The organism is Nonomuraea sp. NPDC059023 (assembly GCF_042740095.1).
In the GTDB taxonomy this organism is placed as follows: Bacteria; Actinomycetota; Actinomycetes; order Streptosporangiales; family Streptosporangiaceae; genus Nonomuraea.
Genome location: NZ_JBHYIO010000020.1, coordinates 211,059 through 225,132, shown reverse-complemented (window position 1 = coordinate 225,132; position 14,074 = coordinate 211,059). Strand labels below are relative to the sequence as shown.

General features: G+C 71.1%; 8 protein-coding genes. 3 read left to right on the top strand and 5 right to left on the bottom strand.

Annotation, left to right across the window (positions count from 1 at the left end):
* The 3 genes from ACFWYW_RS31710 to ACFWYW_RS31700 form a co-directional block, all read right to left on the bottom strand.
* Window positions 1–2,795: vitamin B12-dependent ribonucleotide reductase (locus tag ACFWYW_RS31710; RefSeq protein ID WP_379641128.1), on the bottom strand; the 2,795-nt coding region annotated here is incomplete at its 3' end.
* Window positions 2,792–3,295 (bottom strand): transcriptional regulator NrdR, encoded by a 504-nt coding sequence (nrdR, locus tag ACFWYW_RS31705; protein ID WP_379609439.1) that lies wholly within the window; start codon window positions 3,293–3,295, stop codon window positions 2,792–2,794. The genes nrdR and ACFWYW_RS31710, both read right to left, overlap by 4 nt.
* Window positions 3,296–3,792: 497 nt before the next feature.
* The gene (locus tag ACFWYW_RS31700; RefSeq protein ID WP_379609437.1) at window positions 3,793–4,119 is read right to left on the bottom strand and encodes a LysM peptidoglycan-binding domain-containing protein; all 327 of its coding nucleotides are present in this window, start codon (window positions 4,117–4,119) and stop codon (window positions 3,793–3,795) included.
* Window positions 4,120–5,058: 939 nt separating this feature from the next.
* Here ACFWYW_RS31700 and lexA point away from each other — a divergent pair.
* On the top strand, window positions 5,059–5,826 hold the full coding sequence (gene lexA, locus ACFWYW_RS31695) for a transcriptional repressor LexA (RefSeq protein WP_379634651.1): 768 nt from the start codon (window positions 5,059–5,061) through the stop codon (window positions 5,824–5,826).
* Window positions 5,827–6,269: 443 nt separating this feature from the next.
* Window positions 6,270–7,349 (top strand): MalY/PatB family protein, encoded by a 1,080-nt coding sequence (locus ACFWYW_RS31690; protein WP_379609436.1) that lies wholly within the window; start codon window positions 6,270–6,272, stop codon window positions 7,347–7,349.
* A gap of 7 nt (window positions 7,350–7,356) precedes the next feature.
* Here the strand turns inward: ACFWYW_RS31690 and ACFWYW_RS31685 are convergent, their stop codons facing one another.
* Complete coding sequence (locus tag ACFWYW_RS31685; RefSeq protein ID WP_379609435.1) at window positions 7,357–10,515, bottom strand: PDZ domain-containing protein; 3,159 nt, start codon at window positions 10,513–10,515, stop codon at window positions 7,357–7,359.
* Between the two features lie 146 nt (window positions 10,516–10,661).
* Here ACFWYW_RS31685 and ACFWYW_RS31680 point away from each other — a divergent pair, with 146 nt between their 5' ends.
* Window positions 10,662–13,031 (top strand): discoidin domain-containing protein, encoded by a 2,370-nt coding sequence (locus ACFWYW_RS31680; RefSeq protein ID WP_379609434.1) that lies wholly within the window; start codon window positions 10,662–10,664, stop codon window positions 13,029–13,031.
* A gap of 5 nt (window positions 13,032–13,036) precedes the next feature.
* On the opposite strand, the gene ACFWYW_RS31675 is transcribed toward ACFWYW_RS31680, so the two are convergent.
* Window positions 13,037–13,999, bottom strand: a complete 963-nt coding sequence (locus tag ACFWYW_RS31675) for a helix-turn-helix domain-containing protein (protein ID WP_379609433.1) — start codon at window positions 13,997–13,999, stop codon at window positions 13,037–13,039.
* Window positions 14,000–14,074 lie beyond the last annotated feature (75 nt).

The following is a 14,074-nucleotide window of genomic DNA, read 5'->3' as shown; positions in this document are numbered from 1 at the left end:
CAGACGTAGCAACTGCCCGCGGGGCGCATCTTGGTGCCGCAGGTCATGCAGAGCGGCGCGTCCGCCGTGAAGCGCTGGTGGCTCTCCAGCGTCAGCTCGCGGCCCGGCGCGGGCTCGGCGGCCGGCTCCGGCTTGGCGGCCTCTATCGGCGCCGACTGGGCCAGGATCTCCCGGTCCACCGACTCGTGCAGCGGCGCCGGGTCCTCACCGCGCTGCTGCGCGGCCCGCTCGGCGGCCGAGAAGATGCCCAGGGCGGCCCGCTCGTCGTACGGCAGGTGGTCCAGGGCCAGGCGGCGGAAGATGTAGTCCATCACCGACGTGGCCATCCGGATGTCCGGGTCGTCCGTCATTCCGGCGGGCTCGAAGCGCATGTTGACGAACTTGCTCATGTACGTCTCGAGCGGCACGCCGTACTGCAGCCCGATCGAGATCGCCACGGAGAAGGCGTCCATGACGCCCGCCAGCGTCGAGCCCTGCTTGGACATCTTGAGGAAGACCTCGCCCAGACCGTCGTCCGGGTAGGACGAGGCGGTCATGTAGCCCTTGGCGCCGCCGACCGTGAAGCGGGTCGTCGTGCTGGGGCGCTGGTTGGGCATGCGGCGGCGGGTCGGCCGGTTGACCTCGATGACCTTGACCTCGGGCTCGCCGGCGGCGGCCTCGGTGGTCTTGGCCTCCTCCTTCTTGCCCCCGGCCGACAGCGGCTGGCCGACCTTGCAGTTGTCGCGGTAGACGGCCAGCGCCTTCAGGCCGAGCTTCCAGCCCTCCAGGTAGACCTGCTCGATGTCGTCGATCGTGGCCGACTCGGGCAGGTTGACCGTCTTGGAGATGGCGCCCGACAGGAACGGCTGCGTGGCGGCCATCATCCGCACGTGGCCCATCGGCGCGATCGCGCGCTCGCCCATCGCGCAGTCGAACACCTCGTAGTGCTCCTGCTTGAGGCCGGGCGCGTCGACGACGTGGCCGTGCTCGGCGATGTACTCGACGATCGCCTCGATCTGCTCCTGCTGGTAGCGCAGCTGCTTGAGCGCGCGCGGGATCGTCTGGTTGACGATCTGCATCGAGCCGCCGCCGACGAGCTTCTTGAACTTGACCAGCGCCAGGTCCGGCTCGATGCCGGTGGTGTCGCAGTCCATCATCAGGCCGATGGTGCCGGTCGGGGCCAGCAGCGACGCCTGGGCGTTGCGGTAGCCGTTCTTCTCGCCGAGCTTGAGGCACTCCGACCACTGCTTCGACGCCTCGGTGTGGATCTTGGAGTCCATGATGCCGACCGTGCGCAGGTTGTCGTTGGCGGCGGCGTGCTTGCGCATGACGCGCTTGTGCGGCTCGGCGTTGCGGGCATAACCCTCGTACGCGCCGACGGCCCCGGCCAGTTCCGCGCTGCGGCGGTAGGAGACACCGGTCATCAGGCTCGTGATGGTTCCGGCCACCGCGCGGCCGCCGTCGGAGTCGTAGGCGTGGCCGGTGGCCATGAGCAGCGCGCCCAGGTTGGCGTAGCCGATGCCGAGCTGGCGGTAGGCGCGGGTGGTCTCGCCGATCTTCTCCGTCGGGAAGTCCGCGAAGGTGATCGAGACGTCCATCGCCGTGATGATCAGCTCGGTGAGCTTCACGAAGTTCGCGATGTCGAAGGAGTTGTCGTCCTTCAGGAACTTCAGCAGGTTGATGCTGGCCAGGTTGCAGGAGGAGTTGTCCAGGTGGACGTACTCGCTGCACGGGTTGGACGCGGTGATGCGGCCGGTCTCCGGGCTGGTGTGCCAGTCGTTGATCGTGCCGTCGTACTGGATGCCCGGGTCGGCGCACTCCCACGCCGCCTTGGCCATCTTGCGGAACAGGTCCTGGGCGTCGACCTCCTCGATGACCTCGCCGGTCAGGCGGGCGCGCAGGCCGAACTTCTCGCCCTTCTCCACCGCGTGCATGAACTCGTCGGAGACGCGCACGGAGTTGTTGGCGTTCTGGTACTGCACGGACACGATGTCCTTGCCGCCCAGGTCCATGTCGTAACCGGCGTCGCGGAGGGCGCGGATCTTGTCCTCTTCGCGGGCCTTGGTCTCGATGAACTCCTCGATGTCGGGGTGGTCGACGTCGAGCACGACCATCTTCGCCGCGCGCCGCGTGGCGCCGCCCGACTTGATGGTCCCGGCCGAGGCGTCGGCGCCGCGCATGAAGCTGACGGGGCCGCTGGCCGTACCGCCGCTGGAGAGAAGTTCCTTGGAGGAGCGGATGCGGGACAGGTTGATGCCCGAGCCGGAACCGCCCTTGAAGATCACGCCCTCTTCCTTGTACCACTCCAGGATCGACTCCATCTGGTCGTCCACGGCAAGGATGAAACACGCACTGACCTGCTGCGGGGACTGCGTGCCCACGTTGAACCAGACCGGCGAGTTGAAGGCGAAGACCTGGTGCGAGAGCGCGTACTTGAGCTCGTGGTCGAAGATCTCGGCGTCCTCGTCGGTGGCGAAGTAGCCGTGCTCGACCGCGGTCTTGGTGTACATGCCGACCACGCGGTCGACCAGCTGCTTCAGGCTCCACTCACGCTGCGGGGTGCCCACGGCGCCCCGGAAGTACTTGGTGGTCACGATGTTGGCCGCGTTGACCGACCAGAACTCGGGGAACTCGACACCCCGCTGCTCAAAGTTGATCGACCCGTCGCGCCAGTTGGTCATGACGACGTCACGGCGCTCCCAGGTGATCTCGTCGTAGGGATGCACGCCCGGCTTGGTGAAGATCCGCTTCATCTTCAGACCCTTGCGGGGCCTCTTGCCCCCGCGCGCCACTGAACCGCTTGCCGTCTCCGTCATGACTCCCCCTTCAGGCCCTTGACGGCCGAGCTCGTCTCGCCGGTGCGGCTCGACTCCCTCTCCGTCTTCAACTGTTCGATCTCGGCCTCGAAGTCCGCCAGGCTCTCGAAACCGCGATATACCGATGCGAACCGCAGGTACGCCACCTCGTCCAGCTCCCGCAACGGGCCCAGGATCGCCAGCCCCACCTCGTTGGAGGGGATTTCCGCCGCGCCCCTGGCCCGGATGACCTCCTCGACCCTCTGCCCCAGCTGGGCCAGAGAGTCCTCCGTCACCGGCCTGCCCTGACAGGCCCGCCGTACGCCCGCGACGACCTTGTCCCGCGAGAAGGGCTCGGTCACCCCGCTACGCTTGCTCACCATCAGCAGGACCGTCTCCTGGGTGGTGAACCTGCGCCCGCACTCCGGACACGTCCGGCGTCGCCGGATGGCCGCGCCGTCGTCCGTGGAGCGGCTGTCGATGACCCTCGTGTCGGGGTGGCGGCAGAACGGACAGTGCACGCTGCTTCGCCTCCTCGAACGGCCGCGTAAAGCGGTTGTCCCCGTACGCTCGCGCACACCCCACGGCGAGCCATGGAGCGGTCACGGAAACACAAGTTGTGGTGAACTACATCGGTGTAACTACTAGATGTTGTGGTCCTAAGTTAGAAGCGCGCGACCATGAACGCAAGTTGGCGCGGCCCTTCCCATCGAAGTCGCTGATCAGCGGGGTGGTGGGCGCTCCGGCCGGGCGTGTCGGCGTCAACAAGCGGGGCGAGCCGGGTGTTCCCGGACCTGTTTCCGCAGGTCGGTGGGGTGCTGGCGGGCTTGCCCGCTGGGGCCTTGATGATCTTGCCTGGAGTGCGGGAAGCCCTTGTGCGCCGGGGTTCCGGAGGTTTCCGAGGCCGGTGTGAGGGGTGTGGCGCCTGTATGTCCGTGAGGCTTGCCGGGTGAGCGCGGAAAGCGCGCGCCCGTTGCCGGGCGCGCGCTTCCGCCTTCAGGTGTACGGCGATGCGTCCTCAGCGGCCCGCGGGGATGTACAGGCGGGTGCCGGGACGGATCAGGGAGCTCTTCAGCCCGTTCTGCCGCATGATGTCCCGGGCCACGGCGTCGGCCTCGGCCTCGGGGGAGACGGTTGCGGCGATGGTCCACAGGGTGTCGCCGTCCTCGACCACGACCCACGGCAGGCCCGCGTGGCTGGGGAGGGCCTGGCCCGCCGATGCCAGGCTCACCGCCCGGGTGCCCAGCCACAGGCCGGCCAGGGAGAGCGCGGCCACGACCACCACCAGCGCCGCCCTGCCGCGCCGCGTCAGCCGTACGGGAGGCTTGGGCCGATTGACCCGCACCCCACCACCACGCCCGGAACCACCACGCCCGGCACTTTCACGCCCGGCACTTCCGCGCCCGGCGACGCCACTCCCACCGGTCCCTCGCCCGCTGGGCCCGCCTTTGCGCGGGATCGGCTGGGTGTCGTGCGTTCGGGTGTCCCCGAGAGCCCCCGCGGCCCCGGCGACCCTGCTCCGCGCACGCTCCTGACGGCCCCGCGACCGCCCGCCGTTCCTCGAACGGCCCCGGGCACGCTCCTGGCGACGGCGTGGCCGTTCACCCGAACTCCCGCGACCGTCCGCAGACCCGTCGCCATGCACGGACGGGTCACGCGACGCGGCCCCATCAGGCGGCGCGGACCGTCCGCCCCGTGCGAGCGCGTCACCCCGCGCGGGACTGTCAGGCCGCGCGAGCCCGTCACCCCGCGCGGGGCTGTCAGGCCGCGCAGGTCCGTCGCCCCGTGCGGGACTGTCGGGTCGCGTGCCGGGGTCCGTGCCCGTGGGCTCCGTGCGTGGCGGTGGGACGAGCCACAGGGTCGGGCCACCCGGACGGCCGCGGCGCACGCGGCCGGGACGCGAGCCCTGCCCGGCCGTGCGCGCCGCGGCCCGCTCTACGGAGTCCCCCAGGACGCCGTTGTTCGAACGCCCGGTGCCCCGATTTTTCGAACGGTGGTGCCCGGCGCTCTCGGCGGCGCGCCGGGCGTCGGCCAGGACGATGTCGGCGATCAGCGTGAGCCCCTGGACGTCGTCGCTGGTCGATGATGTGGTTGTGGTCGCTCGCACGATTGGCCTCCCGCCCCTGTGGCCTTAGCAAAAGGCCCAATAAAGATCGGCAAATCGAACACGGTGTCGATCGAACTCCCGTACGATGTTGTACACCACGCTGGCGACATTTTCGAGGAAGACTCGAACAATTGTTTGAGGATGATCTTCGACGGCGATATCGTCGCTGTGTGCGACATGAAGACCACAGACCGGCAGGCGCGCCGCAGAGGCCGCCCACCGGGCGAGGAGGAGAGCATGAGCGAGCGGGATGACGCAAACGGGGTCAGCGACCTCGCGGTGCGCCGGCGTGACTCCCTGGGCCTGACCCCACGGCAGCGCAAGATCCTCGAGGTGATCCGCGATTCCGTCCAGCAGCGCGGTTATCCCCCGTCCATGCGGGAGATCGGCGAGGCCGTCCAGCTGACGAGCACGTCCAGCGTGTCGCACCAGCTGACGGCCCTGCAGCGCAAGGGTTACCTGCGCCGCGACCCCCACCGTCCGCGCGCGCTGGAGGTCCGCCTGCCCGGCGAGCCGGTCCTGTGGGTCGATCCCGACGCCAACGACGACGAGCCCGCGGTCAGCCGCCCCACCGCGGCGTACGTCCCGCTGGTCGGCCGCATCGCCGCCGGTGGCCCGATCCTGGCCGAGGAGAGCGTCGAAGACGTCTTCGCCCTCCCCAAGCAGCTCGTCGGCGAGGGCACGCTCTTCCTCCTCCAGGTCTCCGGTGACTCGATGATCGAGGCCGCGATCGCCGACGGCGACTGGGTTGTGGTCCGCCAGCAGCCGGTGGCCGAGAGCGGGGACATCGTGGCCGCCATGATCGACGGCGAGGCCACGGTGAAGACCTTCAAGCGCAAGGACGGCCACGTCTGGCTGGTCCCCCACAACCCCAACTACGACCCCATCCCAGGCGACGAGGCCAGCGTCCTGGGCAAGGTGGTAGCCGTCCTCCGCCGCCTCTGACCCTCAGGGCCCGGCACCACGCCGGGCCCTCTCCCCTCACGGTTCCCCTCTCCCGTCACGGTTTCCCTCTGACGCGTGCGACTCCTCCTTGACGCGCGCCGATGCCGTGGGAGCAAGGGCCCCTCTCTTGGGTACGCGCCGCCCCGCCACGCTTGAGGGGTCTGCGCCGCATAGGTGGTCCATGGCCGGAGCTTTCCGTGAGCCGCGCCCAAGTGCGGTTCGGATGAGCGGGTGGTGGTCTGCGCCGCATAGGTAGTCCATGGCCGGAGGCTTCCGTGGGCCGCGCCCCAGGTGGTGGGTGCGGGTCGGGTGAGCGGGCCGTGGTCTGCGCCGCATAGGTGATCCATGGCCGGAGGCTTTCCGTGGGCCGCGCCCCACGCGGTGGGTGCTGGGTCGGGGTTGTGGGCTCTGTCGTGAAATGTCGGGAAAAATACAATGCTCGGGTGAAACGTGATGGGTTGAAGTGGAGCAAGGTCGCGCCGGGTGTGATTCCGGCCTGGGTGGCGGACATGGATCTGCCCACCGCACCGGCCGTCGTCGAGGCGCTCAAGGCGCGGGCGGAGAGTGATCTCGGCTATCCGACCTGGCTGGACAACCACCAGGCCGGTCCCATGTCCGAGGCGTTCGCCGAGCGCATGGCCGCCAAGTTCGGGTGGGCTCCCGACCTCGGGCACTGCAGGACCTATAGTGACCTCAACCAGGCTCTCCAGGTGTTCCTGCAGGTCTGGACCCGCCCCGGCGACGGGGTGGCGCTGCATACACCGGCCTACCATCCGTTCCTGGGCACGCTTGCCGGAATGGACCGTCCGATGCGCCCGATCCAGCTCGAACCCGACGGCGAGTCGTGGCGGTTCGAGGTGCCGGACCTGCGCGGCTGCCGGGTACTGCTGCTGGTCAACCCGCACAATCCCACCGGACGCGTCTTCACCCGCGCCGAGCTGGAACTCCTGGCCGAGCACGCGATCCGCCACGACCTGCTGGTGATCTCCGACGAGATCCACGCCGACCTCGTGTACGCCCCCCACCGGCACATCCCCTTCGCCACCATCCTCCCGGAACGCACCGTCACCCTGACCTCGGCCACCAAGGCGTTCAACCTGGGCGGCATCCGCTGCTCGATCGCCCACGTCGGCATGCCCGAGGTCCGCAAGGCGCTAGAGGAGCAGCCCCCCTTCCTGTACGGCTCCGCCCACCTGTTCGGCGTCGAGGCCACGGTGGCGGCCTGGCGGCACGGCGACACGTGGCTGGCGGACACGCTCGCCCTCCTGGACCGCAACCGCCACACCCTCGCCGCCCGCCTCCCGGACACGGTCGCCTACCGGGTGCCCGAGGCCACGTACCTGGCCTGGCTGAACGTCGGCCGTCCGGGCGTCGCCGACGTCCTGGAGCGCGAGGCCAGGGTCCTGCTGAACGACGGGGCCGCTTTCGGCCCCGGTGGTGACGACTACGTGCGCCTCAACTTCGCCACCACCGAGGACACCGTGGCCCAGATCCTGGACCGTATAGTGCCGGTCCTCGCCTGAGAAACGGTCAGGCGAGAGGCGGAAGGTCGGGCGGCGTCGCCGCAGGGTGTTCCTCCAGCGCGGCCAAGGCCAGCTCCACCGCCTTCTCCAGCTGCGGGTCCCGCCCCGCCACCCGGTCCTGCGGCGTCATGACCACCTCCACATCGGGGTCGACGCCGTAGTTCTCGACCCCCCAGCCGTGTCCCTCCAGCCAGAACGAGTACCGGGGCTGCGTGACCACGGTGCCGTCGACCAGCGAGTACCGGGAGTCGATCCCGATGACGCCGCCCCACGTCCGGGTTCCGACCAGCGGGCCGATGCCGCGGATCTTGATGCCGGCGCTGACGATGTCCCCGTCGGAGCCGGCGAACTCGTCGGCGACGGCGACGATCGGGCCGCGCGGGGAGTCCCGGGGGTAGCGGTGGGGTTCGTAGCCTCGGGCGCGCTCCCAGCCGGACACCCGCCGGGACAGCTTCTCCAGCACGAGCTCGGAGGTGTGCCCGCCGCCGTTCTCCCGCACGTCGACGACGAGGCCGTCGTGGTCCATCTCGGTACGCAGGTCGCGGTGGAACTGCGCCCACCCCGCGGCGACCATGTCGGGAACGTGCAGGTAGCCGAGCCGGCCGCCGGACAGCTCGCGGACGCGGGCCCGCCGGCTCTCGACCCACTCGTGGTAGCGGAGCTGGGTCTCGTCGGTGATCGGGGTGACGACGACGCGGCGCGGGTCGCCGCCCGAGGCCGGCCGTACCGTGAGCTCGGTGGGCTGGCCCGCGGTGCCGGCGAGGGCGGCGAGCGGGCCGCGCACGGGGTCGACGGGACGGCCGCCGACGGCGAGGATCGCGTCGCCCTCGCGGACGGCGACGCCGGGCGCGAGCAGCGGCGAGCGCGCGTCGTGGTCGGAGCTCTCGCCGGGCAGGATGCGCGTGACGCGCCAGGTGCCGTCCTCGTCGCGGGCCAGGTCGGCGCCGAGCAGGCCCTGGCGGCGGCGGGGGTCGACGCCGGTGCCGTTGGGGCGGGCGTAGGCGTGGGAGGTGCCGAGTTCGCCCTGTACCTCCCAGAGCAGGTCGATCAGCTCGGAGTAGGAGCCGATGCGCTCGACGAGCGGGGCGTAGCGGTCGAGCATGCCCTGCCAGTCGACGCCGTTCATGTCCGCGCGCCAGAAGTGGTCGCGCATGAGGCGGCCGGCCTCCCGGTAGCTCTGGCGCCATTCCGCGACGGGGTCGACGGTGACGCCGACGCGGTCGAGGTCGATGGTGACGACCTCGTCGCCCTCGCCGGCGGCGCGGGTCTGCAGGCCGTTCTTGCCGTTGGTGACCAGGCGGCTTCCGTCGGCGCTGACCTCGAACGCGCGGTACTCCTTGCCGAGCTCGGCCTTGGCGCGCTTCTTGAGGTCGTAGCGCTCCAGCACCACCTCGGGGGTGACGTCGGTGCCGTCGCCGAGCTGGCCGGTCAGCGGGTGGCGCAGCCACAGCAGGGCGTCCTTGGCGGTGCGCAGGTTGCCGTAGCGGCCGGCGGGCACCGGGACGGGCACGACGCGGGCGCCAAGCCCTTCGGCGTCGACCTCGGTACGCGGCGGCGTGTCGCCGTTCTTCTTGTCCTTGGCGTCCTTGGAGCCCTTGTCGTCGTCCTCGCCGTTGAACCCGCGCCCCTGGAGGCTCGGGTCGAAGGGGCTGGGCGTGGTGGCCTGCAGCGGCACGATGTACGGCCGGCACGCATTGGGAAAGGACAGGTCGAAGACGTGCGAGTCGTAGACCGGATCGAAGGTCCGCATGGACAGGAACGCCAGGTGCTTGCCGTCCTTGGTGAAGACCGGCGAGTAGTCGGAGAAGCGCGGCTGCGTCACCTCCAGCGTGGCGGTCCCGTCGATCCGCCCGACCTTGATCTGCGACAGCGGCTCCGGGTGCGGGTGGACCCAGGCGAGCCAGGCGGAGTCGGGCGAGAAGGCCAGGTCGCCGATGTCGCCGTGGGCGGTCCTGTCGAGTTCGCGCAGGGTGCCGTTGTCGAGGTCGACGGCGAGCAGGCGGCCGTCGTGGGTGGCGACGGCGGCGTGCTTGCCGTCGGGCGCGGCGACCAGTTCGAGTACCCGTCCGAGCTCTCCGGCGGCCAGGGTGCGGATCTCGCCGCCGGGCACGCCGGTCTCCAGCGCGTCCTCGCCGGTGGCGTCGGAGACCCAGATGGCGCGGCCGTCGGCGTCGAGGGTGCGCGGCAGCCGTACCCGCACGCCTGCTTCGGCGCGTAGCGCGCCGGCGGGACCGTCGCGGTGGGTCACCCAGTGCGCGGTGCCGCGGATCTCGATCGCGCTGGCGCGTCCGGTCGCGTCGGGCGAGAAGCCGCCGACGCGGCTGGGCGCCGGGCGCTTGGCGCGCGCCGGGCGCGGCCCGCCGAGCGTGATGTCCAGCTTGTACGGCTCCGCGTCCAGACCCTCCATCAGCCAGAGGTCCCCCGCATGGCTGTAGACCACGCGCTGCCCGTCGGTGGCCGCGTGCCGGGCGTAGAAGCCGTCGTGCGTGGTGTGCCGCCGCAGGTCGGAACCGTCGGCCAGGGCGGAGTAGAGGTTGGCGGTCCCGTCCTCGTCGTTGAGGAACGCCAGCCGCTCCCCCACCCACATGACCGACGAGTACGGCGAGAGCCGGTCGGCGAACAGCCGCTCGAACTCGCCGTCGCCGTCGGCGTCCACCCAGATCTTGCCCGCGGTCCCGCCGCGGTAGCGCTTCCACTGCGACGGCTCGCGCCACACCGCGGAGACCACCGCGACCCGCTCACCGTCGACGGCCGCCTCGCTGACCCACCCGTACGGCAGCCGCGTGGCGGGACCGCCGTCGAGCGGCACGGAGTAGGCCCAGGTCCGGCTCCGCCCGCCTTCGCCCGCCGCGGTCACGGCCAGCACGTTCCCGTCGGCGGTCCAGCCGCGTACGCCGGTCGTGCCGTTGCCCCAGAACGTCAGCCGGTCGCCCGCCGCGCCGTCGATCTCGGCGGCGAAGGCTTCGGGCGCGCCTTCGCGGGCGCCGGTCCAGGCGAGCCGGGTGCCGTCGGGCGAGAAGCGGGGGAAGCTGACCGGGATGCGGTCGGCGGTGAACCGCCACGCGCGGCCGCCGCTCAGCGGAGCGAGCCAGACATCGTCGTCGGCGACGAAGGTGACCAGGTCACCGTGCAGATGCGGATATCTCAGGTATGCGCCATTTGTCACATCTGAACCCTAGTGCTCGGTCCGCGGCGACGGCTCGTGCTCGCTCCCAGCGAACAGCTCGCTAAAGCGGTCTAGTACAGCAACAGAGGATGAAGTAGCGTCTCCACCGCAGACAGCTAAAGCGATTTAGCATCGAGGAGATCTTCATGACCCGTCGTCTGTTACCCCTGCTGTGCGGGGTCCTGGTCGCGACCGCCCTCGTCGCCCTCCCCGCACGGGCCGCCGCCCCCGGCGACCAGCCGTACGCCTCGTACTGGCATCCCGGCACCATCCTGTCCTGGAACCCGGCGAGCGATCCCGACGCCCGGTTCAACCGGTCGAGCGTCCCGCTGCGGCCCCGCGTCTCGGACCCGGCGCTGAAGGCCAACGCCAACGCCCGCGCCGGTGAGGGCCGCGTCGCCTCGCTGGCCGCCTTCGCCCCCACCTCCGGCAACCCCTCCCAGGGCGGGCCCGACCCGAACTACTACGCCTTCACCTACTGGCAGTACATCGACACGCTGGTCCTCTGGGGCGGCTCGGCCAGTGAGGGCCTGATCCTCGCCCCCAACGGCCCCGTGATCGACGCCGCCCACCGCAACGGCGTCAGGGTCTACGGGACCGTCTTCTTCCCGCCCACCGCCTACGGCGGCCAGATCCAGTGGGTACGGGACTTCGTCCAGAAGCAGGGCTCCACCTACCCCGTCGCCGACAAGCTCGCCCAGGTGGCGCAGCACTACGGCTTCGACGGCTGGTTCATCAACCAGGAGACCGCCGGAGGCGACGCCGCGCTGGCCACCGAGCTGCGCAACGTGATCTCCTATCTACGCGCCAAGGGCATGCAGGTCATGTGGTACGACGCCATGACCGAGTCGGGCGCCATCTCCTGGCAGGACGCGCTGACCAGCGCCAACGACAGCTTCTTCCAGGCCTCGGACAACATGTTCATCGACTTCGGCTGGTCGGGCCTGACCTCCTCCCGCGACCTGGCCCGCCAGATGGGGCGCAGCGAGTTCGACCTGTACAGCGGCATCGACACCGAGGCCAACGGCTACAACTCGGGCGTCAACTGGAACGCGGTCTTCCCCGGCGGCCAGCCGCACGTGACCTCGCTGGGCATCTACCGCCCCGAGTGGACGTGGAAGTCCGCGAGCGGCCCCGCCGACTTCCGCACCCGCGACTCCCGCTACTGGGTGGGCGCCAACGCCGACCCGTCGAACACGAGCACCACCTCGGCCTGGAAGGGCCTGGCCCACTACGTTGCCGAGTCGAGCCCGGTCACCGGCAAGCCGTTCGTCACCGGGTTCAACACCGGTCACGGCGACTTCTACAACGTCGGCGGGGTCCGGGTGCGTACCGGGGGCTGGAACAACCTGTCCGTCCAGGACGTGCCGCCCACCTACCGCTGGGTCATCACCTCCTCCGGCACCAGGCTCACCCCGTCCATCGATTACGGCGACGCCTACGAGGGCGGCTCCTCGCTCCGCCTGACCGGCACCCTCGACGCCGCCAACACGCTGCGCCTGTACCAGACGCGCCTGCCGGTGGCGGCCGGCACCAAGCTGTCGGTCGTGGTGAAGACGCCCGCCGCGGGGCCGACCCGGCTGAAGGCGGCCGTGGCCTTCACCGACACCCCGTCCACGTTCGTGCCGCTGGATCTCGGCTCGACCGGCGGCACCGGCTGGGAACGCAGGACGCTCGACCTGTCCGCCCACGCGGGCCGTACCATCGCCCAGGTGGGCCTGCGCGCCGAAGGTACGGCGGGCGCCTACGACGTCAGGGTCGGCCAGCTCGCCGTCTACGACGGCGCGGTCGACGTGCCCGGCGCACCGTCCGGGCTCACCGTGCTCGGCGCCACCGACGTCTCCCCCGCCCGCAAGTCGCTCCGCCTGAGCTGGACCGGCTCGGGCCACCCCCACCACTACGACCTCTACCGCCGCAACCCCGACGGCACCCGCACCTACCTGGGCGCCACCCCGGGCGAGGCCTACTTCGTGCCGCAGCTCGACCGCGCCGGATCCGAGGCGAGCACCACGCTCGACGTGGAGGCGGTCAGCGCCGAGTACGGCCGCTCGGCCCCCGCCAGCACCACGGTCTCCTGGTCCGGCACCGGCGAGACGAACCTGGCGCTGAACCGCCCGGCCACCGCCTCGGGCCAGTGCAACGCGAACGAGGGCCCGGCCAAGGCGGTCAACGGCAGCGTGGGCGGCGGGAACACCGACAAGTGGTGCGCCCTGACCTCGGCCAAGTGGATGGAGGTGGACCTCGGCGCGGCCAAGGCCCTGACCAGGTTCACCGTCAGGCACGCGCAGGCGGGCGGCGAGTCCGCCTCCTGGAACACACGGGCCTATGCCATCCAGGTCCGCGCCTCCGCCTCGGACGCCTGGACCACCGCGGTCACGGTCGCGGCCAACACCGCCGCCGTCTCCGACCACCCGGTGGCGCTCACCGCCCGCCACGTACGCCTGAATGTCACCACACCCACCCAGAACGGCGACCCGGCGGCCCGGATCTACGAGTTCGAGGCCTGGGGAGGCTAGAAGCCCTAGGCCCAGCCGCGCTGCGCTGCCTGCCAGCCGAGCTGGACGCGGGTACGCACGCCCGCCAGGTCCATGAGCTGCCTGATCCGCCGCTGCAGCGTGCGCAGGGACAGACCGAGCTGACCGGCGACGGCCTCGTCGGTCAGCCCGGCCAGCAGCAGGCTGAGGATCTTGGCATCCAGCTCGGTGATGTCCGGCTCCGCCACGGCCGCCGAGGCGTCCATGCGCAGCGGGTAGGCGCGCTCCCACACCGCCTCGAACAGCGCCTCGACGGCGGCCAGCAGGCCGCTGCCGTGCAGGAGCACCGCGCCGGGCCGGTCGCCGGCCGAGGTGCTGAGGGGGACGAGGGCGAGCGCCGAGTCGGCCATGATCAGCTTGATCGGCAGCCGGTCGGCGACGCGTACCCGCACGCCCTGGCGTAACGAGGTGACCGCCTCCTGCGCGGCGCCGGGCGCGGTGAGCAGGTCGCGCTCGACCACCACGCGGTAGCTCACGCCGCGTTTGACGCCCTGCTCCTCGGCGGCGTTCTCGCCGATCGGCACCGCGACGAACGGCGCGGTGGAGAAGCTGCGTACCTGCTCCTTGGCGGCGTGCTGTACCTGGGCGAAGCGCTGGCGCAGCGCGTCGACCCCGGACACGACCTCGATCAGGTCGCCGATGGCGCGACCGGCGGCGGCCGAGCGATGCTCCTCCGCCAGGGCGATGAGGGCGAGCTCCGCCGTGCGCAGTTCGTCGCGGCGGACGGTGAGCAGCGAGCCGAGCGCGACCGCGGGCGGCACGGCGCAGAACCGCTCGCCGGGCAGGGTGCTGACCAGGCCGCGGGCGGCGAGGCTGCGCGCCAGCTCGTCCGCGCGCGGGCCGGGGAGGGTGAGCGCGGCGCCGATCTCCCCCGCTGAGGCGGACGGCCGGGCGACCAGGTGGCGGTAGACCGCCTCCTCCTCGTCGGTGAGGCCGAGCGCCTCCAGCACGTTGCCCGCCCTTCCCCGCCGTGTCGGGACGCGGATCAGTATGGGGGCAGGCCCGAGGCCGAAGCCGGAAATCCC